The organism is Saccharopolyspora sp. NPDC050389 (genome assembly GCF_040655595.1).
Lineage (GTDB): Bacteria > Actinomycetota > Actinomycetes > Mycobacteriales > Pseudonocardiaceae > Saccharopolyspora.
Map to the genome: position 1 here is coordinate 60320 of NZ_JBFAKG010000016.1, position 23665 is coordinate 83984.

Here is a 23665-nt window from a genome sequence, read left to right on the forward strand (position 1 = left end):
CTCGTCCTCGGCCTTGCGGCGGGCAAGACGCTCGCTCCAGCCAACGGGCTTGATGAACCCGCTCATACCGTCACCTCACACCTCGCGACACGATCACTGCTGCGGACGCAGCTGATCGAGCTCCTTCGTCAGCTGCACGGAGGTCTCCTTCAGCGATTCGTTGCTCCGGCGGAGTTCGGCGTTCTCCTGCTCCAGCTTCGCCAGCAGGGCGGCCGCCGGTTCGGCGGCACCGTTCGTGCGGGACCGGCGCTGCTCGCGGCGGCGCCGCGCGTTCTCCTTGGCGGTCTCGACCATCGTGTACAGCGTCGGCACCAGCACCAGGGTCAGCAGCGTGGAGCTGATCAACCCGCCGATGACCACGATGGCCAGCGGCTTGCCGATGAACCCGCCGTCGCCGCCGGTGATCCCGATGGCCATCGGGAGCAGGGCGAAGATGGTCGCCGCCGCGGTCATCAGGATCGGGCGCAGCCGCCGCCGGCCGCCGTCGATCACCGCCTGCCGGATGCTCGCCCCGTCCGCCCGGTACTGGTTGATCAGGTCCACCAGCACGATCGCGTTGGTGACCACGATGCCCACCAGCATCAGCATGCCGATCAGCGCGGGCACGCCCAGCGGAGTGCCGGTGACCAGCAGCAACCCGATCGCGCCGGTCGCCGCGAAGGGCACCGACACCAGCAGGATCAGCGGCTGCACCAGGCTGCGGAAGGTGCCGACCATGATCAGGAAGACGATCGCGATGGCCGCCGCCAGCGCCAGCCCGAGCTGCCCGAACGCCTCCTGCTGGTCGGAGCTGACGCCGCCGAGCTCGTAGGACGCGCCGGCGGGCAGGTCGAGGTCGGCGAGCCGCTCCTGCAGATCCGCGGTGGTGGAGCCGAGATCGGCCGCGGTCACGTTGCCGCTGATGGTGACGCTGCGGTCGCGATCGGTGCGGATGAGCTCCTGCGGCCCGTCGATCTGGCCGACGTCGGCGACCCGGTCGAGCCGCACCGTGCCGGTGGCGGTCGGCAGCGGGAGCGCCCGCAGCGCGTCCAGCCCGGCAGGCGCGTCGCCGCCCCGGAGCACCACGTCGTGCGGCGTGCCGTCGATCGTCAGCTCGGTGAGGGTGGCGCCCTGCATCGCCTGCGCGACGGCCTGCCCGATGGTCGCCTCGGTCAGCCCGTAGCGCGCGGCGTCGGCATCCCGGACGTTGACATCGATGCGCGGCGCGCTGTCGCCGAGGTTGCCGGTGACGTCGGTGACGCCCGGCGTTTCGCTCATCGCGCGCTGCACCGAATCCGCCGCCGCGGCCAGTTCTGCCTGGTCGGAGCCCTGCACGATGACCTGCAGCTTGCTGCCGCCGACGCCGCCCTCCTGGTCGAGGGTGATCTTGCCCGCGTCGGTCAGCCCGGCGAGCCGCTCCCGGATCTCGTCGGACAGCTCGGCCGAGTCGGCGTCCTCGTCGAGCGTGAGCGAGAAGCTGGCCGTCGAGGCGCCGCTGCCCGCTCCCATGAGGCCGGCGATCGCACCGAACGGGCCGCCGGCGCCGCCGATGCTGACCTGGTAGGACTCGATCTCGCGGAAGTCGGCGAGCACGTTCTCGACCTGTTTCGCCGCGGCGTCGGTGGCCTCCAGGCTGTTCCCGACGGGCAGCTGCTGGCTGATGCGCAGCGTGCTCTGGTTGGCCGGGCTGAGGAAGTTGGTCTGCAGCAGCGGCACCAACCCGAGCGTGCCGACCAGGACGACCACGGCGAGCGCGACGGTGGTCCAGCGGTAGCGGGTGGCGAAGGCGATCACCGGCACGTAGCAGCGTTGCAGCAGGCCGCGCTGCTCGCGCTCCTCGGCTTCGCGGCGAACGGCCTCGACGTCGACGTGCCGCGACGGCGTTTCGAGGAACCAGTACGCCAGCACCGGGATCACCGTGAGCGACACCAGCAGCGACGCGAGCAGCGCCACCGTGACGGTGATCGCGAACGAGCTGAACAGCTGGCCGACCATGCCGCCGACCAGGGCGATCGGCAGGAACACGGCGACCGTGGTCAGCGTCGAGGCGGTGACCGCGCCGGCCACCTCGCGGACCGCGCCGAGCACGGCGCGGCGCTTGTCCTCGCCGTAGGAGAGGTGCCGCTTGATGTTCTCCAGCACGACGATCGAGTCGTCCACCACGCGGCCGACTGCGATGGTCAGCGCGCCGAGGGTCAGCATGTTCAGCAACAGGTCACCGGTCCACAGCGCGATCAGCGCGATCAGCACCGACAGCGGGATCGACACGGCGGTGACCAGCGTGGAGTGGATCGACAGCAGGAACACCAGGATCACGACGACCGCCATGACCAGCCCGAGCAGGCCCTCGGTGGTGACGCTCTCGATCGACTTCTCGATCGCCGGTGCCTGGTCGAAGACCACGGTCAGGGTGGCGCCCGAGCCGAGCGCGGCGGTCAGCTCCGGCAGCCGGTCGCGCACCTCGTGCGAGATGGCGACCGCGTTGCCGTCCGGCTTCATGGTCACCGACACGCCGAGGCTGGGCTGGCCGTTTGTCCTGGTCAGCGAAGTCGGGGCGGCCAGCTCGGCGGTCACCTCCGCGACGTCGCCCAGCCGCACGGGCTGCTGGCGGGCCCCGGGCTGGGCGGGGCTGAGGTAGAGGTTCCGCAGGTCCTCGACGGTGCTCGGCGCGCGTCCGGTTTGGACGGTCAGCGTCTGCCCGTGCTCGGTCAACGTGCCGCCGGGCACCGGCGAGGCGGCCGACCGCAGGGCGGTGCCGATCGCGCTGGGACTCAATCCTGCGGCGGCGAGCTCGGCGTTGTCGGGGACGATCGTGACGACCTGCTGCCGGGTGCCGGAGACGGCGGCGTCCCGGACGCCGTCGATGCCCTCCAGCTCCGGCACCACCCGCTCGTCCAGCCGGGCGGCGAGTTGCTGCTGGTCACCGGGCGAACCGGCGGCCAGGGTCACCACCGAAAGATCCGCGGTGCTGCCCGCGACGACCTGCGGCTCCACGCCCTCCGGCAGCTGTGCCTGGATCCGCGACACCGACCGCTGCACCTGGCCCAGCGCATCGTCGATGTCGGTGCCGTACTCGAACTCCACCCGCACCGAGGCCGACGACTCGCGCGAGGTCGACGTCGTGCCGGTGATGCCGGGGATGCCGCGCAGGCTGTCTTCCACGGGGACGGTGACCTGCTGTTCGACCACCTCGGGGGAGGCGCCCGGATAGGCGGCGACCACCGACGCCATCGGGAGCTCGATCGGCGGCAGCAGCTGCTGCTTGAGCGCGGGTACGGCGACCGCCCCGAACCCGGCGACGACGAGCGCGATGAGCGCCACGAGGCTCCGGTTGGCGAGGCTCAGTTTGGCCAGTGCGGACATGTCGGGGTGGTTCCTTCAGATCGGCGGGCGTGCGCAGCACGGATGACCAGGCGGCAGTGCCGGTCGCCCGATGTCCACGATGGCCGTTCCGAAGGAGATTCGCGTCCGCCCAGCGCGGACACCTCGACGTACTGCGAACGCAGTACCGACGCCTCGGCTCCGCCCGGATCCCGGTTCCGCCTGCTCAGGACCCGTGCGCACTTCGTGTCGCTATAGAGCCTGTTTCCAAACTCGTCCTGCGTAGCGGTGCGGGTGGCGGAACCTCAGAGGTCTTCTCGGCTGTGGGATCCCCGACTTATGTATGACCAATACGCGGCATCGGGGCTGTCCTCGCGAGAAGACCTCTGAGAACCCGCGGCGGTGCAAGCTGAGTAGGCGGGCTAAGGCGGCTGCGCCGCTTCAAAGACAAAACGCCCGCGTTACCACATCCGCACGTCACCACATCCAAAACAGCCTCTATAGCAGCAGAAAGTGCACACGGGTCCGCGCCCGCGGTCAGGCGCCGCCGGGGCGGACCAGGCCGGTTTCGTAGGCGATCACCACCAGCTGGGCGCGATCCCGCGCGCCGAGCTTCATCATCGACCGGTTCACGTGGGTCTTCGCGGTCAGCGGGCTGACGAACAGCCGCTCCGCGATCTCCTCGTTCGACAACCCGGCGGCGACCAGCACCAGCACCTCGCGCTCCCGCGCGGTCAGCACCGCGAGCCGCTGCGGATCGGCGTCGACCAGCTGCTCCGGCTGCGCCAGGAACCGGGCGATCAGGCTGCGCACCGCCAGCGGCGAGAGCAGCGCCTCGCCGCCCGCGACGAGGCGGACCGCGTCGATGAGCTCTTCGGGCTCCACGCCCTTGCCGAGGAATCCGCTCGCGCCCGCCCGCAGCGCGGCGAACACGTACTCGTCGATCTCGAAGGTCGTCAGGACCAGTACCCGGACCCCGGCCAGGTCCTCGTCGGCGGTGATCTCGCGGGTCGCGGCCAGCCCGTCCAGGTCGGGCATCCGGATGTCCATCAGCACCACGTCGGCCCGGGTGCTGCGGGCCAGCGTGACCGCTTCCCGGCCGGTGGAAGCCTCGCCGACGACCGTCAGGTCGGGCGCGGAGTCGATGAGCACCTGGAACCCGGCCCGCACCAGGGACTGGTCGTCGGCGAGCAGCACGCGGATGGTCATGGCCGGTCGCCGTTCGGCAGCGGCAGGCATGCCTGCACCTGAAATCCTCCTGCGGTTCGCGGGCCTGCGGTGAGCCGGCCGCCGAGCGCGGTCACCCGCTCCCGCATGCCGATGATGCCGTGCCCCTGCCCGGTATCCGCCTCGGGAGCGCCGCGTCCGTCGTCGACGACGGACAGCCGGAGCTCGGTGCCGGTGTAGTCGATGCGCACGGTGGCGGTCGCCGGCCCGGCGTGCTTGTGCACGTTGGTGAGCGATTCCTGGATCACCCGGTACGCGGCCAGATCCACCGCGTCCGGCAGGGCAGTGGCGGTGCCTTCGACGGCGGTTTCGACGACCAGTCCGGCGCTGCGGAACGACGAGATCAGCTCGTCGAGCTGCGCGAGCCCCGCCGTCGGGGCCGTCGGCGCGACGGACTCGCCGTCCTGCCGCAGCAGCCCGACGGTCGTGCGCAGGCCTTCCAGCGCCGAGCGGCTCGCGGTCCGGATGTGCGCCAGCGCGGTCCGGCTCTGCTGTGGCTCGCTGTCGAGCATGTGCGCGGCCACGCCGGCTTGGACGTTGATCAACGCGATGTGGTGCGCGAGCACGTCGTGCAGTTCGCGCGCGATGCGCAGCCGCTCCTCCACGACGCGCCGCCGAGCCTCTTCGTCCCGGCTCCGCTCAGCGCGCCGGGCCCGCTCCTCGATCTCGGCCACGTACGCCCGCCGGCTGCGCACGGCGTCTCCGGCGGCGATGGCCATGCCCGACCAGGCGAGCACGCCGAACACGTCCGGCAGCAGCCACGGCCACGATGTCGACAGCAGCGACGCACCGGCCAGCGCCGCGGCGGTGATCGCGCCCGCTGTCCAAGCCGTCCGCCGCTCGGACAGCGTCGCCACGGTGAACAGCGCGACCAGGGCGGTGAGCAGGAGCGGGCGGGGCGGCGAGCCGAAAGCCAGGTAGACCACCGAGCCGACGCCGGTGCACGCCAGGACCGGGATCGGCCAGCGGCGCCGGAAGACCAGCAGGCCGCACAGGACGGCGCCGAGCCCGGCGGTCCACGGCAGCTCGGCGGGCCGGTTCACCATCGACGTGCCCACGATGATCGCGAACACGATCACCGCGAGCAGCACGTCCAGCCACACCTGCCTGGGCCGCGCGCGCTGGTTCACGCACTCACGGTACGGACGGGTCCGCGGCGACGCGTCTGCCCTGGGTCGTACCGGTCGATACCGCGCTGGCAGTACGTCAGCGGATGGTGCGGTACCCGGGGTGGACGCCGGGAGTCAGGTCGTGGCTGTCCGCCAGGCGCTCCAGGAGGGCCTTGAGCCGGGCTCGGTCGTCCGGGTCGAGGGCCTGGCAGAAGTCGGCCTCGTGCTCGGCGGCCACCGCGTGGACCTTGCCCAGCAGCTCGGTGCCCTCCTCGGTGAGGGTCAGCTCGTGGACCCGGCGGTCGCGGGTGCTGCGGGTGCGGGTGACCAGGCCGCGACCCTCCAGCTCGTCGACGAACGTGACGACCTTGCTCGGCAGCATCCCGAGGTTGCCGGCCAGCGCCTGCTGGCTCAGCCCCGGCTGCGCGGCGATCATCCGCAGCATGCCCACCTGGGGCGGGGTCAGGTCGAGCGCGCCGACGCGGGCGGCGAACTTCGTCGTGGCCTGCGCGCCCAGCTGGGTGAGCAGGAACGAGACGCCGGGTCTGGGAAGATCTGCTGCCACGCCAACACTGTACCGAATCGTTCACGCGTCGAACGATTTGTGTTTCTCGCCGGGCCGCAGGCTGGCGTGCGCCTCGATGTTCAGGCGCTCGACCATGTGCGGGTAGTGCAGCTCGAACGCCGGCCGGACCGAGCGGATGCGCGGCAGCGCGACGAAGTTGTGCCGCGGCGGCGGGCACGACGTGGCCCACTCCAGCGAGTTCCCGTGCCCCCACGGGTCGTCCACGTCGACCACCGCGCCGAACCGGTAGCTGGTGAAGACGTTGTACAGGAACGGCAGGATCGAGGCGCCCAGCACGAACGCGCCGATGGTCGACACGGTGTTCAGCGCGGTGAAGCCGTCGGAGACCAGGTAGTCGGCGTAGCGCCGCGGCATCCCCTCGGCGCCCAGCCAGTGCTGCACCAGGAACGTGGTGTGGAACCCGACGAGGGTCAGCCAGAAGTGCAGCTTGCCCAGCCGCTCGTCCATCATCCGGCCGGTCATCTTCGGGAACCAGAAGTACACCCCGGCGAACACCGCGAACACGATCGTGCCGAACAGCACGTAGTGGAAGTGCGCGACCACGAAGTAGGTGTCGGTGACGTGGAAGTCCAGCGGCGGCGCCGCGAGGATGATGCCGGTCAGCCCGCCCAGCAGGAACGTCACCAGGAACCCGACCGCGAACAGCATCGGCGACTCGAAGGTCAGCCTGCCGCGCCACATCGTGCCGATCCAGTTGAAGAACTTGATCCCGGTCGGCACCGCGATCAGGAACGTGGCGAACGAGAAGAACGGCAGCAGCACCGCGCCGGTGGCGAACATGTGGTGCGCCCACACGAGCATCGACAGGCCCATGATCAGCAGCGTGGCGAAAACCAGGCCGGTGTAGCCGAACAGCGGTTTCCGGCTGAACACCGGCAGGATCTCGGTCACGATGCCGAAGAACGGCAGCGCCACGATGTAGACCTCGGGATGGCCGAAGAACCAGAACAGGTGCTGGAACAGGATGACGCCGCCGTTGGCCGGGTCGAACGCGTGCCCGCCGAGGTGCCGGTCGATCAGGAGCCCGAACAGCGCGGCGGCCAGGATCGGGAACGCCATCAGCACCAGCAGGCTGGTGGCCAGGATGTTCCAGCAGAAGATCGGCATCCGCCACATCGTCATGCCGGGGCAGCGCAGGCACACCAGCGTGGTGATCATGTTGACCGCGCCCAGGATCGTGCCCAGCCCGCTGAGGATCAACCCGGCCGCCCACACGTCGCCGCCGGGGCCCTGGCTGAACATCCCGCGCGACAGCGGCGCGTAGGCGGTCCAGCCGAAGTCGGCGGCGCCGTTGGGCAACAGGAAGCCGCTGAGCACGATCAGCCCACCGAACAGGAACAGCCAGAACGACAGCGCGTTCAACCGCGGGAACGCCACGTCCGGCGCCCCGATCTGCAGCGGCAGCACGACGTTGGCGAAGCCGAACACGATGGGCGTGGCGAACAGCAGCAGCATGATCGTGCCGTGCATGGTGAACAGCTGGTTGTACTGCTCCTGCGAGAGGAACTGCAGGCCCGGCACCGCGAGTTCGCCGCGGATCAGCAGCGCCATCAAACCGCCGGCGATGAAGAAGAAGAACGAGGCGATCAGGTAGAGGATCCCGATGTCCTTGGGATCGGTGGTGCGCAGCCACGGGATCAGGTGCTTGCCCTTGACCGGTCGCGGCGTGGTGCGCGACCGGGTCGGAACCGGCGTGGGTTGGATTCCGGCAGTTGCCATCCCCGCCTCCAGCGCCATCGCAACGGCATCTCATCGGGCCGAATCCATCCAGTCTCAACCCGCCACCGGCCACCCGCAATCGGCCGGGCTCGCGGGAGTGCGCTGCTCAAGCTAGGCATCGCCGTTGAGGTAGCGCCTGGGAGATGTTCCGACGGTTCGCTTGAACGCGGCGAGGAACGCGCTCGGTGTCGCATATCCGACGGCGTGCGCGACCCGGGAGACCGGCTGGCCCTCGGCGAGGAGGGTCAGGGCGGCGCGCAGTCGGGCGTGGGTGCGCCAGCGGTCGAAGGACATGCCGGTGTCGTGGACGAACAGCCGAGTCAGGGTGCGGCGGCTCACCCCGACGGCCCGGGCGTGCGCCTCCAGGCTCCGCTGGTCCGCGGGGTCGGCGAGCAGCGCATCCGCCACGGCGCGGACGCGTTCGTCGACGGGGTGCGGCACATCGATGGGAGTGGTCGGCAGGGGACGCAGCAGATCGAGCACGACCGCTTCGCCGCGCAGCCGCGCATCATCGGCGAGATCATCTCGGCCCAGATAAGCGATCAGCTGCGCCAACAGCCCGTCCACGGCGACGGGTGTGGGCTCAGCCCAGTCCAGGCCGCACCGGTCCGGCTCGAAGTAGAGGCTGCTCAGCACCGCGTCGCGAGTCGCGCCGGTCCGGTGCACGACCCCGCCGGGCAGCCACAGCGCCAGGGTGGGCGGCAGGACCCAGTGGACGTCGCCCACCGCGACGCCGAGCACGCCGCGCCGGGTCCAGGCCAGCTGGTGCTGCGGATGGCTGTGCGCGGCGAACCACTGGCCCGACGACAGTGGGAAGTTCCCGACGACGATCGCTCCGACCCCGGGCGGGACGGCGCCCGTGATTGGCTCGGCCACGCCGCCAGCCTATGTCCTCGATGCGACATCATTTGGCCCTGTAACGCATCGTGGACAAGGCTGCCGGTGCATAGCGTCGTCGCATGCGAATCGATCATCGAAATGCGCAGCGCAGCAAGACGGATGCGCCGGGTGGATCGGCATGACGACGTCGCCCACCGTGGCCGTCGGCCGCCGCGGACCGGCTCTGGTGGTGTTGTGCTTCGTCCAGTTCATGCTGGTCCTGGACGACACCGTGGTGAGCGTCGCGCTGCCCAGCCTCCGGGACGAGCTCGGTTTCGGCACCGCGGGCCTGACCTGGGTCGTCAACGCGTACTTCGTCGCCTTCGGCGGGCTGCTGTTGCTGTTCGGCCGCGCGGCCGACCTGCTGGGCCGCCGCCGCGTCTTCCTGAGCGGTGTGGCGCTGTTCGGCGCAGCGAGCCTCGCCTGCGGAATCGCGCAGGAGCCCTGGCAGCTCGTCGCCGGGCGATTCGCCCAGGGCGCGGGCGCGGCCATGGCGAGCCCGGCCGCGCTGGCGCTGATCACGCTGCTGTTCCCCGGCTCCGAGGAGCGCGCCAGGGCTCTCGGCATCTGGGGAGGCATCGCGGGCCTGGGAGGCACGGCGGGCCTGGTGATTTCCGGCGCGCTGACCGGTCTCGCGTCCTGGCGCTGGATCTTCCTGATCAATCTGCCGATCGCATTCGCGGCCCTCGTGCTGCTTCCGCGCCTGGTCGCGGAGAGCCGGGCGGCGCGCCCGGGACGAGTGGACGTGCCGGGCGCAGTGCTGGGCACCGGTGCCGTCGTGTCCCTGGTCTACGGCCTGCTCCAGACCGCGGAGTCGGGTTGGGGCGACATGGCCGCCGCCGGTCCGCTCGCTCTCGCCGCCGTCTTGGCGGTGCTGTTCGTGGCGGTCGAGTCACGCGCTGCTGAGCCGCTGATTCCGTTGTCCTTCTTGGCCTTCCGGATCCGCGCTGTCGCCAACGGCGCGTCGTTGCTGTTCTCCGCCGCCTTCTACGCGATGGCTTTCCTGCTGATGCTGCACCTGCAGACCGTGCTCGGCTACCAGCCGCTGACGGCCGGCCTCGCCTACCTGCCCTACGGCGCCGGCATGCTCGCCGGCCTGTGGCTCTCCTCTCGCGCGTGATCAGGTTCGGTATGCGCCGGACGCTCGTCGCGTCATTCCTGATCAGCGCGGTCGGCCTGGTCCTGCTGTCCGGCGTGGCACCGGGCGACGGCTACGCGGCCGGAGTGCTGCCCGGCATGCTCGTCACGAGCATCGGATGCGGTCTGGCCAATCCCGCGATGGCGATCGCCGCGGTCGAGGGCACCACCGAGCAGGATGCCGGTCTCGGCTCGGCCGTCCTGAACTCCGTTCAACAGGTCGGCGGCGCTGTCGGGCTGGCGGTGCTGGTCGCCCTGGCCGCCGCTCGCACCCAGGCCGCGACGGCCGATCCGCTGCACGCTGCGACGGAAGGATTCTCGCTGGCGCTCACCGTCGCAGCTGGGCTCCTCGCGGTCGGCGCCGTCCTCATCGCCGCCCTGATGCCGCGCTCGTGACCCGGTTCAGGCCGCGCTCTCGACGGCGCCGAGGGCCATCTGGTGCAGCAGCCGGGACATCGCTTCGACGTCCAGATGGGCGCTGTAGGGCGTCGAGTTGATCAGGCCGAACACCGCGTGCGCGGCGGCGCGCGCGGTCGGGCGATCCAGGTCCGGCCGGATCCGGCACAGCACGTCGACCCAGACCTCGACGTAGCTGCGCTGCAACTCGCGGACCTTGTGCCGGTCGGTTTCGGCGAGGCTGTCCAGGTCGCGCATGTGCACGGTGATCAGCGCCGGGTTGGCCAGCGCGAACTCGACGTGCCAGCGCACCAGCCGGTCCAGCGCGTCGCGCGGGTGGGCGGCGGCGCCCACCCGGTCCTGACCGCCGAGCAGCAGCCGGTCGCTGATGCCGGTGAGCAGCTCCGCGAGCATCGCGTCCTTGCTGCGGAAGTGCCGGTACAGGCCGGGCCCGGAGATGCCCACGGCGGCGCCGATGTCGTCGATGCCGACGCCGTGGAAGCCGAAGCGCGCGAACTTCTCCGCCGCCGCGGTCAGGATCTGCTCGCGGCGGGACGGCTTGGCTGCATCGGTGGACATCGACGTCGATACTAGACGAATGGCGTTAGTCATCGTTAACATCGGTCGCGTTAACGATGACTAACTCCCGGTGGAAGGTGCCCCCGCATGGATGCGCCCGCCCTGCGCACGGCCGTGGACCCGGACTCGGCGGAGTTCGCCCGCTACACCGAGCAGCACGCGAAACTCGTCGAAGACCTCAACACCCAGCTCGCCCGCGCCCGGCTGGGCGGGCCGGAGAAGGCCCGCATCCGGCACGTCGAACGGGGCAAGCTGTTGCCCCGCGACCGGGTCGACGCGGTGCTCGACCGCGGCTCGCCGTTCCTGGAGCTCTCGCCGCTGGCCGCGCACGGCCTGTACGACGACGAAGCGCCGTCGGCGGGCATCATCACCGGCATCGGCCGGGTGTCCGGGCGGGAATGCGTGGTCGTGGCCAACGACGCCACCGTCAAGGGCGGCACCTACTACCCGGTCACGGTGAAGAAGCATCTGCGCGCGCAGGAAGTCGCGCTGCACAACAACCTGCCGTGCCTGTACCTGGTCGACTCCGGCGGCGCGTTCCTGCCCAGGCAGGACGAGGTGTTCCCGGACCGCGAGCACTTCGGCCGGATCTTCTACAACCAGGCCACGATGTCGGCGCGCGGCATCCCGCAGATCGCCGCCGTGCTGGGCTCGTGCACCGCGGGCGGCGCCTACGTCCCGGCGATGAGCGACGAGGCGGTGATCGTCCGCGAGCAGGGCACCATCTTCCTGGGTGGCCCGCCGCTGGTGAAGGCCGCGACCGGAGCCGAGGTGAGCGCCGAGGAGCTCGGCGGCGGCGAGCTGCACTCGCGCACCTCCGGCGTCACCGACCACCTGGCCGCCGACGACGCGGACGCGCTGCGCATCGTCCGCTCCATCGTCAGCACGCTCGGCCCCCGCGAGCCCCGGCCGTGGGACGTCGCGCCGGTCGAGGCTCCGGCGGTCGATCCCGACGAGCTCTACGGCGCGGTGCCGACCGACAGCCGCACGCCGTACGACGTGCGCGAGGTGATCGCGCGGATCGTCGACGGCAGCCGGTTCGCCGAGTTCAAGCACGACTACGGCCAGACGCTGGTGACCGGCTTCGCCCGCATCCACGGGCATCCGGTCGGCATCATCGCCAACAACGGGATCCTGTTCAGCGAGTCGGCGCTCAAGGGCGCGCACTTCATCGAGCTGTGCGACAAGCGGTCCATCCCGCTGGTGTTCCTGCAGAACATCTCCGGGTTCATGGTCGGCAAGGAGTACGAGGCGGGCGGCATCGCCAAGCACGGCGCGAAGATGGTCACCGCGGTGGCCTGCGCCCGGGTGCCCAAGTTCACCGTCGTCATCGGCGGCTCGTTCGGGGCGGGCAACTACTCGATGTGCGGCCGGGCGTACTCGCCGCGGTTCCTGTGGATGTGGCCGAACGCCCGGATCTCGGTGATGGGCGGCGAGCAGGCGGCGTCGGTGCTGGCGACGGTGCGCCGCGACCAGCTGGACGCCCGCGGCGAGCAATGGCCGGTCGAGGAAGAGGAAGCGTTCAAGCAGCCGATCCGAGACCAGTACGAGCACCAGGGCCACCCGTACTACGCGACGGCGCGGCTGTGGGACGACGGCGTGATCGACCCGAAGCAGACCCGAACGGTCCTGGGTCTCGCGATCTCGGCGGCGGCCAACGCGCCGCTGGAACCCGTCTCCTACGGCGTCTTCCGGATGTGAGCCATGAGTGAGGCTGTTGCCAGACGCATTTTGCGGGGCGGTGCCGGTTGCTGGGGTGGGCTAAGCGGCTGCGCCGCTTCAAAGACAAAGCACAAACCCGTGAGTGTTTTGGGGCGTTATGGCACCCCAAAACACTCACGGGCACTCACCAGGCAAAACATTGCGATCCTGCCGTTCGGCAAGGCGAAGGGATGACGATGCGGCACTTCGACACGGTGCTGGTGGCGAACCGGGGCGAGATCGCGGTGCGCGTGATCCGGACGCTGCGGCGGCTGGGCATCCGCTCCGTCGCGGTGTTCAGCGACGCCGACCGCGGCGCGCGGCACGTCGCCGAGGCCGACACCGCCGTCCACATCGGACCGAGCCCGGCGACCGAGAGCTACCTCGACGTCAAGCGCATCCTGGCCGCCGCGCGCGGCACCGGGGCCCAGGCGATCCACCCCGGCTACGGCTTCCTCGCCGAGAACGCGGGCTTCGCCGAGGCGTGCGCGCAGGCGGGCATCGAGTTCATCGGCCCGCCGGCCTCGGCGATCGATTCGATGGGCGACAAGATCCGCGCCAAGCAGACGGTCTCCGCCGCCGGTGTCCCGGTGGTGCCCGGCCGCAGCGAGCCCGACATGGCCGACGCCGACCTGCACTCCGCGGCGCTCGAGATCGGGTTCCCGGTGCTGCTGAAGCCCTCCGCCGGCGGCGGCGGCAAGGGCATGCGGCTGATCCACGACGAGTCCGCACTGGACGATCAGATCGCCTCGGCGCGCCGGGAGGCGCGGTCGGCGTTCGGCGACGACACGCTGTTCGTCGAGCGCTTCGTCGCCCGCCCGCGGCACATCGAGGTCCAGGTGCTGGCGGACGCGCACGGCAACGTGGTGCACCTCGGCGAGCGCGAGTGCAGCCTGCAGCGGCGGCACCAGAAGATCATCGAGGAAGCCCCGTCGCCGCTGCTGGACGCCGAAACCAGGGCCCGCATCGGCGGCGCGGCCGTCGACGCCGCCCGATCGGTGGGCTACGTCGGCGCGGGCACCGTCGAGTTCATCGTCTCCGCCGATCGGCCCGACGAGTTCTTCTTCATGGAGATGAACACCCGCCTGCAGGTCGAGCACCCGGTCACCGAGCTGGTCACGTCGGTCGGCGGGGAACGCGGCGTCGACCTCGTCGAACAGCAGGTCCGGGTCGCCGCGGGCGAGCCCTTGCCGTGGGCGCAGGAGGACCTGTCGATCGAGGGCCACGCGGTGGAGGCGCGGGTCTACGCCGAGGACCCGACCCGCAACTTCCTCCCGACCGGCGGCGACGTCCTCGCCGTGCACGAGCCCGCCGGTCCCGGCGTGCGGGTCGATTCCGGGGTGCGAGCGGGTGGGCGCGTCGGCTCGGACTACGACCCGATGCTGGCCAAGGTCATCGCGTGGGCGCCGAGCCGGGCCGACGCGCTGCGTCGCCTGGCCGCCGCGCTCGCCGACACGACGGTCCTCGGCCTGCACACCAACGTCGCGTTCCTCCGCGCGCTGCTGCGGCACGACGACGTGCTGGCCGGCCGCCTGGACACCGGACTGGTCGAGCGCGAGCTGACCGAGCTCATCGCGGAGAGCAACACGACGCCGGAAGACGCCTACGTCGCCGCGGCCCTGGAGCGGCTGCTGGCCGGCGAACCGACCGATCCGGTCGTCGATCCGTGGGACGTGCCCGACGGCTGGCGGCTCGGCGAACCCGCCTGGAGCACCTGGCGCTTCGCCGGAACGCCCGACGAGGTCAGCGTCCGCCTGCGCGGCCGCGCCAGGGACGTCGAGGTCGCCGTCGGAACCGCCGTCCACCGGGCCTCGGTCGAGGCGCGTGGCGACGAGCTGACCGTCACCTACCAGGGCCGCACCCGCCGCTACCGCTACGCGCACGTCGACGGCACCACCTGGCTCGCCGCCGACGGCCACGCCTGGGCGCTCGCGGAGCACCGGATGCTCGCCGACCGGGGTGGCAGCGGCGGCCGGTCGGACGGCGTGGTGACCAGCCCGATGCCCGGCACCGTGCTGGTCGCCGACGTCGCCGCGGGCCAGAAAGTCCAGAGTGGACAGAGATTGTTCGTGGTAGAGGCGATGAAGATGGAACACACCGTCACCGCGCCGATCGACGGCGTGGTCGCCGAAGTGCACGCCAGGAAGGGGCAGTCGGTCGGACTCGACCAGCCGCTGGCTGTCCTCGCCGCTCAAGAGGAGGCCTGATCGATGGTGGACCACCGGCTCAGCGAAGAGCACGAAGCCCTGCGCGAGAGCGTGCAGACCTTCGCCCGCAAGGAAGTCGCGCCGGTCATCGGCGACTACTACGAACGCGAGGAGTTCCCGTACCCACTGGTGCAGACCATGGGGCGGATGGGCCTGTTCGGGCTGCCGGTGCCCGAGGAGCACGGCGGCATGGGCGGCGACTACTTCGCGCTGTGCCTGGCCCTGGAGGAGCTCGCCCGGGTCGACTCGTCGGTCGCGATCACCCTGGAAGCCGGGGTTTCGCTGGGCGTCATGCCGATCTACCGGTTCGGCGACGACGAGCAGCGGCGCACCTGGCTGCCGCGGCTGGCGACCGGGGAGATCCTCGGCGCGTTCGGCCTCACCGAGCCGGGCGGCGGCTCCGACGCGGGCAGCACCCGCACCACGGCGGTGCTGGACGGCGACCAGTGGGTGATCAACGGCTCGAAGGCGTTCATCACCAACTCCGGCACGGATCTCACCGGCCTCGTCACGGTCACCGCCGTCACCGGGCAGAAGCCGGGCGGCGGCAAGGAGATCTCCACGATCATCGTGCCCGCCGGCACGCCCGGCTTCACCGTCGCGAAGAAGTACTCGAAGGTCGGCTGGAACGCCTCCGACACCCACGCGTTGTCCTTCGACGACTGCCGGGTTCCCGCCACGAACCTGCTCGGCGAGCGAGGCCGCGGCTACGCCCAGTTCCTCGCGACGCTCACCGAAGGGCGGGTCGCGATCGCCGCGGTCGGCGTCGGCCTCGCCCAGGGCTGCGTCGACGAATGCTTGCGCTACCTGGGTGAACGCGAGGCCTTCGGCCGGAAGATCGGCGAGTACCAGGCGATGCAGTTCAAGGTCGCCGACATGGAGCTGCGCGCGCACACGGCGCGCCTGGCCTACTACGACGCGGCGTCGCGGATGCTGCGCGGCGAGCCGTACAAGAAGCAGGCCGCGATCGCCAAGCTCGCCTCGTCGAACGCGGCGATGGACAACGCCCGGGACGCGACGCAGATCTTCGGCGGCTACGGCTTCATGAACGAAACCCCGGTCGGCCGCTTCTACCGCGACGCCAAGATCCTGGAGATCGGAGAGGGAACCAGCGAAGTCCAAAGAATGCTGATCGCCCGGGAGCTGGGCCTCCCGGCCTAGAGCTCGTTCCAGGCCCGTCCCGCGCCGCGGCGTGCGGACGGGCTCAGGGCTGCGCCGCTTCGAACAGGCGCGGAGCCGGGAACGAAGACGGCCGGCGGAGGCTTCGGGGGGCTGCCTCCGCCGGCCGGATGTCATCGGTCGGGGGTTGGTTGGGTCGGGGGTGGGATCAGCGGAACCGCTTCTGCGGAACCGTGATCTCGTCGGTCTGCTCGATGCCGGGGTAACCGGCCTGGTCGCCGTACTCGGGCGCGGGCCGGAAGCCCTGCTGCGTGTCCTCGCCGGGCCACACGGGCCCGCGACCGCCCGGTGCCTGGCCGATCGGTGCTTGGTCGCCCGGTGCCTGGCCGAATGGTGCCTGCTCGGCTTCGACCTCGGCCAAGTGCTGCATCACCCAGTCCCGGGCCAGCGCCGCCGGCGACGTGCCCTGCTTGACCGCGAGCTCCCGGAGGCGCTCGTTGGCCATCAGTGGCAGCCGCAGCTGGTAGACCTGGGAGCCGCCGAAGCGGCGTCCGGACCCGGTGGACTCGACGTTCTCCTCCGGGGCCAGCGCAGCCAGGTACGACTCGAACTCATGATCCGGTTCGGCCGGCTCGGCGGGCTTCTGCTGCCGTGTGCTGGTCTTGGTTCGTCCTAGAGCCACCGGGACACGATAACGGTTGTGTTGCGACGCGCGAATCGCTGTGAGCCCTCTCACGGGCTGAGAAAGCGGAGGGCCCCCGCGCCAGGGGGAGTGCGCGGGGGCCGGAGGGGATCTCCACAGGTGCTGACCGGGGGTGTGTCAGCGCATCGATTGTGACACGGCGCGGGTCGCGGTGGGGAGCCTTCGGCGCATGATTCGTGCGTCCGGCACCGTCGGACGGGGCCCGGTCGGCGGTCCTGCGCAACGATCCGGGGTGCTATGGGATCAGTTGGCGCTCGGCCAGTCCGTGATCGTGTAGCCGGCTTCGGTGATCGCCGCGGTCACGGCTTCCAGGGTCAGCTGCTGGTCGCTGGTCACCGACACCTGGCCGCTCTCCACCGAGACCTGCACGTCGCTGACGCCGGGCAGGTCCGAAAGCTCCTCGGTGACCGACTTGGCGCAGTGGCCGCAAGTCATGCCGCCGACGGTGAACGTCTGATTGCTCATGCGAGTTCCCTCCTGGCAGTTCCTGCCACGACCGGATGCGGATTACACCGCAACTGTCCCGAACGTCCAGTGTGGACGGCCGAGGCGGGGGTGGCCGGGGTGGGTGTGGTCGGGCCAATATCCGAAGTGGATCGAGGTCCGCCAGATGATTACTCTGTGTCGAAGGTAAATCACTCTCTGGGGGGCTGCGGCTGTTGACAACCTGTGGATAACCTGCGCGCGGAACCCGAGGCCGGGGAGGCGTCATGTACGGGTCGCTGGACGTACGGAAGTTCTTGTGGCAGCAGGAAGACGGGACCTCGCGGCAGCCGTCCGCGGTCCCCGTGCCGCGCGCCGGTGAGCCCTCGCGGATCTCGTCGGAGCAGGTGCACCGCGCCAGGATGGCGGTCGCCCGCGGTGCGGAGAACGCCGAGGACTGCAAGCTCCTGCTGGACATGCTGGGATTGGCACCGGACGATGACGGGCAGCCGCCGGTCATTCGCTGACCGGGAGTCGGCTGCGCCGCGCTCCGGCGGGTGCTCGCCGGGCGGTGTCCGGTGAGCCGGCACCGCCCCGAGTCCGGGGGGCGGGACGGCCCGATTCGCGGTAACTTCCGGTGGCGTAGTTGATCATCCGTTCGTGGACCGCGTCGCTCGGGCGGCGGATCCCGGACGACCTCTTCGTGCCGGAGTCGCGCCATGCCCCAGCAGCATCGGGCCAAGCTCACCCGCCGCGCCATCTTGGCCGCCGCGGCGGAGGAGTTCGACCTGATCGGCTACGAAGCCGCCACGCTGAGCTCGGTCTTGCGGCGCTCCGGCGTCACCAAGGGCGCCTTCTACTTCCACTTCACGGCCAAGGAGGCGGTCGCCGAGGCGCTGACCCGGCACTACCTGCTGAACCTGACCGAGATGCGGCGGCGGTGGTCCGGCCGCGGCCTGGATCCGCTGTCGACGCTGGTCGGCCTGACCTCGGAGGCCGCCCGCAGGCTGGAGCGCGACGTCGTCCTGCGGGCCGGCATGCTGCTGGCCTGCAATCGGATCGGAGCGGAGTCCGACGGCTGGTACGAGGCGATCTGCGAGCTGGTCCGGAAGGCCGCCGAGGCGGGACAGCTGCGTCCGGGCGTCGATCCGGCCGAGGCGGCGAGGGTGCTCTACGCGGCGTTGGTGGGTGCGCACACGGTCGGCGACGAGCCCGCGGGGCTGGTCTCTCGCTTCGAGGAGATCTGGCGCGTGGTCCTCGCCGGGGTCGCCCGGGACGGCTGGCGCGCGGACGCCGAACTGACCGGCCAGCCCTGAGGCGTGGATCACAAGAATTCGAATAATCCGGTTTGTCGGTTCTTTGTCTCCCGGATGGCCCTGGAAGGTCGCCGGGTGCCCGTTGTCGCGGCCGGGCGACGTCCCTCCATGATCGATCAAAACTGCAGGTCGGGCGGCTGTTGTGAGCCTCCGGGGCGCGCTGGGTCGACGGTGCGAGGGGGTGGTGTGCGACTTAAGGGACCCCCCCGTTGTGGGGCCCGTGGAGGAGTGTCGTAAGCTTTCATCACTGCCAACGGGGCGCTCCGAAAGGGGAAAGCCGGTTGGAGGCAAGGCCGGGTCGGTTCCGAATCGGCCAAGCCCCCATCGTCTAGCGGCCTAGGACGCCGCCCTTTCAAGGCGGTAGCGCGGGTTCGAATCCCGTTGGGGGTACGAACAACTGAAGATAGAGTATGGCCCAGTGGCGCAGTTGGTTAGCGCGCCGCCCTGTCACGGCGGAGGTCGCGGGTTCGAGTCCCGTCTGGGTCGCCAAGGCGAACGGCATTGCGCCGACGCTTCGGCCAGGTAGCTCAGTTGGTACGAGCGTCCGCCTGAAAAGCGGAAGGTCGGCGGTTCGACCCCGCCCCTGGCCACCGCTCGCAAGCTGCGAAACAGCCCCCGTCGATTTCGACGGGGGCTGTTTCGTCTCACTTGCCGTCTCAGTCCGTCGCCCAGCTGGTGCTGCGGTCCAACTCCCGGCTCTAACCGGACGCCCTCTCACTGCGCTCGTGCAGCGAAGACATCTGAGCGTCGAGTCTGGCAGCGGCATCGGCCGCCGCCTTGAGTTCGGCGGCGAAGCTCTCCGGAACCTTGCCGCCGCTCTTGTAGAGCAGCTCATGCTCGACGGCGGCCCAGAAGTCCATCGCGATGGTGCGCAGCTGGAGTTCGACGGCGACCAGCTCGGTGCGGTCGGACAGGTGCACCTGCACCTTGATGATCAGGTGCAGGCTGCGGTAACCGTTCGGCTTCGGCGCGGCGATGTAGTCCTTGGTCTGCACAATCTCAATCTGGTGCTTGCGGATGAGATCGCGGACGAGGTAGACGTCGGAGATGAACGGGCACACGACGCGCACACCGGCGATGTCGGTGAGGTGTTCGCGGGCCGACACCGGGTCGACCGGCAGCCCGCGCCGGGCGAGCTTGGCCGCGATCGCCTCCGGACGCTTGATCCGCGAGGTGATGTGCTCGATCGGATCGTGCTCGTGGGCGTAGTCGAACTCCTCGCTCCAGATCCGCAGCTTGGTCATGAGCTCGTCGACGCCGAACTTGTGCATCATCAGCAGGCCGCCGGTCTGGCGCACGAAGGCGAGGGCGTCGTCGCGGTCCATGTCGCCGAGCTGCTCGATGGCGCTGCGCTGCGGATAGGGCCACCCGCGCGAGCCGCCGCGCGATGATCTGTCCCCGGGGCCCATCGACGCTCCTCCCCCCCAGCTGCTCGGCTCCAGCCTAGGCCGGACCCGACGACCGAGCCCGCGCTCAGGCGGGGGCGAGAGGCTGTGACGGCAATCGAACTAAAGTTCACGTTCATGCCGACCACGCGGGCCGACCCGCCCCTGGCCGCCGTGACGACCAGCGAAAACAGCCCCTACCAGGATCTGTAGGGGTTGTTCAGCTTTCCGGCGGGAGCTTGCGCGCCGGTTGTTATTCTCGGCGACCTGATGTCTGCAACCCTCGTCGCCACGAATCTCGCCGCCGGCCACGGCAGCCGCTCCCTGTTCACCGGGCTCGACCTCGTCGTCGCGCCCGCCGATGTGATCGGGCTCGTCGGGGCCAACGGCGCCGGGAAGTCCACGCTGCTGCGGCTCCTCGCCGGGCTCGACACCCCGGAACAGGGCGAGCTGCGGCTCTCCCCACCCACCGCGACCGTCGGATACCTGCCACAGGAGCCCGAACGCAGGCCCGGTGAGACGGTGGGCCAGTTCCTCGCCCGGCGCACCGGCGTCGCCGCGGCGCAGCGCGCGATGGATGCGGCGACGGAGGCCCTCGCGGAGGGCGTGCCGGGCGCCGACGACGCCTACGCCGCGAGCCTGGAGCGCTGGCTGAGCCTGGGCGGCGCCGACCTGGATGAACGCGCCGAAGGGGTCGTGGATTCGCTCGGGCTGATCGTCGAGCTCGACCAGGCCATGACCTCGCTGTCCGGCGGCCAGGCCGCCCGCGCTGGGCTCGCCTCGCTCCTGCTGTCCCGCTACGACGTGTTCCTCCTGGACGAGCCGACCAACGACCTCGACCTGGAGGGCCTCGAACTCCTGGAGGGCTTCGTGCGCGGGTTGCGCGCCGGCGCCGTCGTCGTCAGCCACGACCGCGAGTTCCTCACGCGCACCGTCAACAAGGTCCTCGAACTCGACCTGGCGCAGCAGCAGATCAACCTCTACGGCGGCGGCTACGACGCCTACCTGGAGGAACGCGAGGTCGCGCGCAGGCACGCGCGGGACACGTACGAGGAGTACGCCGACAAGAAGTCCGCGTTGGAGACGCGTGCTCGCATGCAGCGCTCGTGGATGGAGAAGGGCGTCAAGAACGCCCGCCGCAAGAACACCGACAACGACAAGGTCGGCCGCAAGTTCCGCTCCGAATCCACCGAGAAGCAGGCCGCCAAGGCGCGGCAGACCGAGCGGCTCATCGAGCGGCTCGACGCCGTCGAGGAACCGCGCAAGGAGTGGGAGCTGCGGATGGAGATCGCCGCGGCGCCCCGCTCCGGCGCGGTCGTCGCCACCCTCCGCGACGCGGAGGTGCGGCGCGGCGACTTCGCCTTCGGGCCGGTGACGCTGCAGATCGACTGGGCGGACCGGGTCGCGATCACCGGGGCCAACGGCTCGGGCAAGTCGACGCTGCTCGGCGCGCTGCTGGGGCGGATCCAGCTGGACGCGGGATCCGCGGCGCTCGGTTCGGGTGTCGTCGTCGGCGAGGTCGACCAGGCCCGCGCGCTGTTCCACGGCTCGGAGTCGCTGCTCGATGCATTCTGCGCGGCCGTGCCGGAAACCGAGAGCGCCGAGGTCCGCACGCTGCTCGCCAAGTTCGGCCTCAAAGCCGACCACGTGATGCGCTCGGCCGCCACGCTGTCGCCCGGCGAGCGCACGCGGGCCGCGCTCGCGCTGCTCCAGGGGCGAGGCGTCAACCTCCTGGTGCTGGACGAGCCGACCAACCACCTCGACCTGCCGGCGATCGAACAGCTGGAGTCGGCGCTCGACTCCTACGGGGGCACGCTCCTGCTGGTGACCCACGACCGCCGGATGCTCGACGCGGTGCGCACCGATCGCCGCCTGGAGATGGCGGACGGCAAGCTCACCGAGCTCGGGGTGTGAGCGTTCGCCTGCTCGTCGTCCCGTTGTCGTGCTCGGCCGATAGCTTGATCGACGGAATCGGCATCGGGAGGAGATTGGCATGAGCACGATCCGAGAGGCTTACTTGCAGGCAGCCGCATCGGCCGCGGCGGTGCTGGGCGATCCCGCGGTCGCGGCCGCGTGGGACCGGCCCAGCGCCTTGGCGGAATTCAGCGTTCGCGGGCTGGCCGGGCACCTGGCGTCGCAGATCCTCTTCGTTCCCCGGCTGTTGGCCACCGCCGAGCCTGCGGAGGAGCCTTTGCCGCTCCTCGGGTACTACGCGAAGAGCGAGTGGATCGGCGCCGACGTCAACGCGGACGTCAACGTCCGGCTCCGGGAGATCGGCGAGGACTTCGCGGCCGAGGGTTCGGCGGCGCTGGTCGCCGAGGTCGACTCGGCCGTCCGGGATCTTCGTTCGGAGCTGCCCGCCGCGCCGGCGGACCGGGCGGTGGCGTTCTCCCAGCGGGTGCTGCGCGTCGACGACTTCCTGATCACCCGGATGATGGAGATCGCGGTGCACTCCGACGATCTGGCGTCGAGTGTGGGCATCGCCACGCCGGAGCTGCCGCCGGAGGTCTACGACCACGTGCTCGCGCTGCTCTCGCAGCTCGCCGTGCGCCGGCACGGGCAGACGGCCGTGCTGCGGGCACTGAGCCGGGCGGAGCGCGCGCCTGCCACGATCGTCGCGTTCTGACCGTGGATCGGCCGGGATCCGGGGCGTGGAAGGATCGAGGTATGTCGGACAACGAAGAGCCCGACCTTGCGGGTGGCCCCAACGCGCTGTGCTTCACCTGTGGCGGACTCCGCAAGCTCAGCGAGCCGCGGATCTACGTCGTGCAGGCCACCGAGGACATGCAGACCGGCATGACCATGGCCGAATGGCGGTCCTGCCCGCAGTGTGGGGGCAAGGGCCACTTGTCCGGACTCCACCCACCGGCCTGAGAGCCTGTTCCAGGCTCGTCTTGCGTGGAGGTGCGGGTCGGAACCTCAGAGGCCTTCTCGCTGTGGGACCCGACACGCGTATGTCCAAATGTGTCGGGTCGGGATTGGCCTCGCCGAGCGCCCCTCGGGCGGTCAGAGCCTGAGAACCCGCGGCGGTGCGAGTTGCGAGGGCGGGCTGAGTGGCTGCGCCGCTTAAGGACAACAACCCGCCCTACCGCACCCCAAACGGCTCTGAGAGACCCCGAGAATTAGGGACGCCCCCGCGCTCAACCGGCCTGGGGGTTACCGGGAGTGCGGGGGCGTCAAGGTCCACCCCTGGGGGTCAGGTGGACGGCGTCAATGCTACTTCGTGGTATCCGAGATGTCTCTAGGGGCAGAGATCTTTTTTCTCCCGGACCGCCGCGAACCGGAGGAAGAACTGGGTCAGCGGCCCGATGACCAACGCGTAGAGCACGGTGCCGACGCCGACCGTGCCGCCAAGCAGCCAGCCTGCGGCGAGGACGCTGAGCTCGATCGCGGTGCGGACCAGGCGCACCGACCAGCCGGTACGGGCGTGCAGGCCGGTCATCAGGCCGTCCCGCGGGCCCGGGCCGAGCCGCGCGCCGACGTACACCGCCGTCGCGATGCCGTTGAGCACGATGGCGGCGACCATCAGTGAGATTTGCCCCGGTAGCGCGTCGACCGGTGGTGTCGCGGCGAGTGTGATGTCCACCGCGAACGCGATGACCACCACGTTGGCGACCGTGCCGATGCCGGGCCGCTGCCGCAGCGGCAGCCAGGCGAGCAGCACCGCCACGCCGGTCAGCGCGGTGACCGCCCCGAAGCTCCAACCGAGGCGCTCGGACAGGCCCTCGTGCAGGACGTCCCACGGATCGAGGCCCAGCTGGGCCCGCACCATGAACCCCATGCTGGCGCCGTAGAGCACCAGGCCGCCGAAGAGCTGCCCGAACCTGAGCAGCGGCCGGGTGCGGATGGGGAGCGGTGAGAGGTCCACGGGGGCTGATG

Annotated in this window: 21 protein-coding genes and 3 tRNA genes; 13 read left to right on the forward strand and 11 right to left on the reverse strand. The window is 70.6% G+C overall.

The features are described from left to right. Positions 1-93: 93 nt before the first annotated feature. The 6 genes from AB0I53_RS12970 to AB0I53_RS12995 all read right to left on the reverse strand — a co-directional run bounded on the left by AB0I53_RS12970 (position 94) and on the right by AB0I53_RS12995 (position 8817). Positions 94-3342, reverse strand: a complete 3249-nt coding sequence (locus AB0I53_RS12970; RefSeq protein ID WP_358600970.1) for an efflux RND transporter permease subunit — start codon at positions 3340-3342, stop codon at positions 94-96. A gap of 495 nt (positions 3343-3837) precedes the next feature. Then, positions 3838-4539, reverse strand: a complete 702-nt coding sequence (locus AB0I53_RS12975) for a response regulator transcription factor (protein WP_358600973.1) — start codon at positions 4537-4539, stop codon at positions 3838-3840. Beyond that, positions 4506-5657: a histidine kinase gene (locus AB0I53_RS12980; RefSeq protein WP_358600975.1), complete on the reverse strand. Its 1152-nt coding sequence runs from the start codon at positions 5655-5657 to the stop codon at positions 4506-4508. The genes AB0I53_RS12975 and AB0I53_RS12980 overlap by 34 nt, the downstream gene beginning before the upstream one ends. Before the next feature lie 76 nt (positions 5658-5733). After that, positions 5734-6201 (reverse strand): MarR family winged helix-turn-helix transcriptional regulator, encoded by a 468-nt coding sequence (locus AB0I53_RS12985; protein ID WP_358600978.1) that lies wholly within the window; start codon positions 6199-6201, stop codon positions 5734-5736. A 21-nt stretch (positions 6202-6222) separates the two neighbouring features. After that, entirely contained in the window at positions 6223-7941 is a 1719-nt protein-coding gene (gene ctaD / locus AB0I53_RS12990) for a cytochrome c oxidase subunit I (RefSeq protein WP_358600981.1), read from the reverse strand. Between the two features lie 111 nt (positions 7942-8052). After that, a complete protein-coding gene (locus AB0I53_RS12995) occupies positions 8053-8817 on the reverse strand; it encodes a helix-turn-helix transcriptional regulator (protein WP_358600984.1) in 765 nt (254 codons plus the stop codon). A gap of 142 nt (positions 8818-8959) precedes the next feature. On the opposite strand from AB0I53_RS12995, the gene AB0I53_RS13000 reads away from it, so the two are divergent. Together AB0I53_RS13000 and AB0I53_RS13005 are read left to right on the forward strand one after the other, a co-directional pair. Beyond that, on the forward strand, positions 8960-9940 hold the full coding sequence (locus tag AB0I53_RS13000) for an MFS transporter (protein WP_358600987.1): 981 nt from the start codon (positions 8960-8962) through the stop codon (positions 9938-9940). Further along, positions 9937-10353, forward strand: coding sequence for a hypothetical protein (locus tag AB0I53_RS13005; RefSeq protein WP_358600990.1), 417 nt, complete (start codon positions 9937-9939; stop codon positions 10351-10353). Before AB0I53_RS13000 ends, AB0I53_RS13005 begins: the two co-directional genes overlap by 4 nt. A gap of 6 nt (positions 10354-10359) precedes the next feature. Here the strand turns inward: AB0I53_RS13005 and AB0I53_RS13010 are convergent, their stop codons facing one another. Continuing rightward, positions 10360-10932 (reverse strand): TetR/AcrR family transcriptional regulator, encoded by a 573-nt coding sequence (locus AB0I53_RS13010; RefSeq protein WP_358600993.1) that lies wholly within the window; start codon positions 10930-10932, stop codon positions 10360-10362. Positions 10933-11019: 87 nt separating this feature from the next. Here AB0I53_RS13010 and AB0I53_RS13015 point away from each other — a divergent pair, with 87 nt between their 5' ends. From AB0I53_RS13015 to AB0I53_RS13025, 3 genes are all read left to right on the forward strand, one after another. Beyond that, positions 11020-12633: a carboxyl transferase domain-containing protein gene (locus AB0I53_RS13015; protein ID WP_358600996.1), complete on the forward strand. Its 1614-nt coding sequence runs from the start codon at positions 11020-11022 to the stop codon at positions 12631-12633. A gap of 191 nt (positions 12634-12824) precedes the next feature. Then, on the forward strand, positions 12825-14840 hold the full coding sequence (locus tag AB0I53_RS13020) for a biotin carboxylase N-terminal domain-containing protein (protein ID WP_358600999.1): 2016 nt from the start codon (positions 12825-12827) through the stop codon (positions 14838-14840). 3 nt (positions 14841-14843) lie between these two features. Beyond that, positions 14844-16001 carry an acyl-CoA dehydrogenase family protein gene (locus tag AB0I53_RS13025; RefSeq protein WP_358601002.1) on the forward strand — a complete coding sequence of 386 codons (1158 nt, stop codon included), beginning with the start codon at positions 14844-14846 and terminating at the stop codon, positions 15999-16001. A 166-nt stretch (positions 16002-16167) separates the two neighbouring features. On the opposite strand, the gene AB0I53_RS13030 is transcribed toward AB0I53_RS13025, so the two are convergent. Then, positions 16168-16641: a hypothetical protein gene (locus AB0I53_RS13030; protein ID WP_358601005.1), complete on the reverse strand. Its 474-nt coding sequence runs from the start codon at positions 16639-16641 to the stop codon at positions 16168-16170. Positions 16642-16905: 264 nt separating this feature from the next. Further along, positions 16906-17127, reverse strand: coding sequence for a heavy-metal-associated domain-containing protein (locus AB0I53_RS13035; RefSeq protein WP_358601008.1), 222 nt, complete (start codon positions 17125-17127; stop codon positions 16906-16908). A gap of 245 nt (positions 17128-17372) precedes the next feature. Between AB0I53_RS13035 and AB0I53_RS13040 the strand changes: the two genes are divergently transcribed. From AB0I53_RS13040 to AB0I53_RS13060, 5 genes are all read left to right on the forward strand, one after another. Next, on the forward strand, positions 17373-17612 hold the full coding sequence (locus AB0I53_RS13040) for a hypothetical protein (RefSeq protein ID WP_358601011.1): 240 nt from the start codon (positions 17373-17375) through the stop codon (positions 17610-17612). A 192-nt stretch (positions 17613-17804) separates the two neighbouring features. Next, positions 17805-18401: a ScbR family autoregulator-binding transcription factor gene (locus AB0I53_RS13045; protein ID WP_358601013.1), complete on the forward strand. Its 597-nt coding sequence runs from the start codon at positions 17805-17807 to the stop codon at positions 18399-18401. 317 nt (positions 18402-18718) lie between these two features. Next, a tRNA-Glu gene (locus tag AB0I53_RS13050) sits at positions 18719-18791 on the forward strand. Positions 18792-18813: 22 nt separating this feature from the next. Then, positions 18814-18890 (forward strand) — tRNA-Asp (locus AB0I53_RS13055). 27 nt (positions 18891-18917) lie between these two features. Next, positions 18918-18991: transfer RNA gene (locus AB0I53_RS13060), tRNA-Phe, on the forward strand. A 108-nt stretch (positions 18992-19099) separates the two neighbouring features. On the opposite strand, the gene AB0I53_RS13065 is transcribed toward AB0I53_RS13060, so the two are convergent. Next, positions 19100-19810 carry a GTP pyrophosphokinase family protein gene (locus AB0I53_RS13065; protein WP_358601016.1) on the reverse strand — a complete coding sequence of 237 codons (711 nt, stop codon included), beginning with the start codon at positions 19808-19810 and terminating at the stop codon, positions 19100-19102. 246 nt (positions 19811-20056) lie between these two features. On the opposite strand from AB0I53_RS13065, the gene AB0I53_RS13070 reads away from it, so the two are divergent. The 3 genes from AB0I53_RS13070 (at position 20057) to AB0I53_RS13080 (ending at position 22660) form a co-directional block, all read left to right on the forward strand. Beyond that, positions 20057-21700 carry an ABC-F family ATP-binding cassette domain-containing protein gene (locus AB0I53_RS13070; protein WP_358601019.1) on the forward strand — a complete coding sequence of 548 codons (1644 nt, stop codon included), beginning with the start codon at positions 20057-20059 and terminating at the stop codon, positions 21698-21700. 79 nt (positions 21701-21779) lie between these two features. After that, positions 21780-22412, forward strand: a complete 633-nt coding sequence (locus AB0I53_RS13075; RefSeq protein WP_358601021.1) for a maleylpyruvate isomerase N-terminal domain-containing protein — start codon at positions 21780-21782, stop codon at positions 22410-22412. Positions 22413-22453: 41 nt separating this feature from the next. Next, positions 22454-22660 carry a hypothetical protein gene (locus AB0I53_RS13080; RefSeq protein ID WP_358601023.1) on the forward strand — a complete coding sequence of 69 codons (207 nt, stop codon included), beginning with the start codon at positions 22454-22456 and terminating at the stop codon, positions 22658-22660. Between the two features lie 367 nt (positions 22661-23027). On the opposite strand, the gene AB0I53_RS13085 is transcribed toward AB0I53_RS13080, so the two are convergent. Further along, positions 23028-23654 carry a hypothetical protein gene (locus AB0I53_RS13085; protein ID WP_358601026.1) on the reverse strand — a complete coding sequence of 209 codons (627 nt, stop codon included), beginning with the start codon at positions 23652-23654 and terminating at the stop codon, positions 23028-23030. Positions 23655-23665 lie beyond the last annotated feature (11 nt).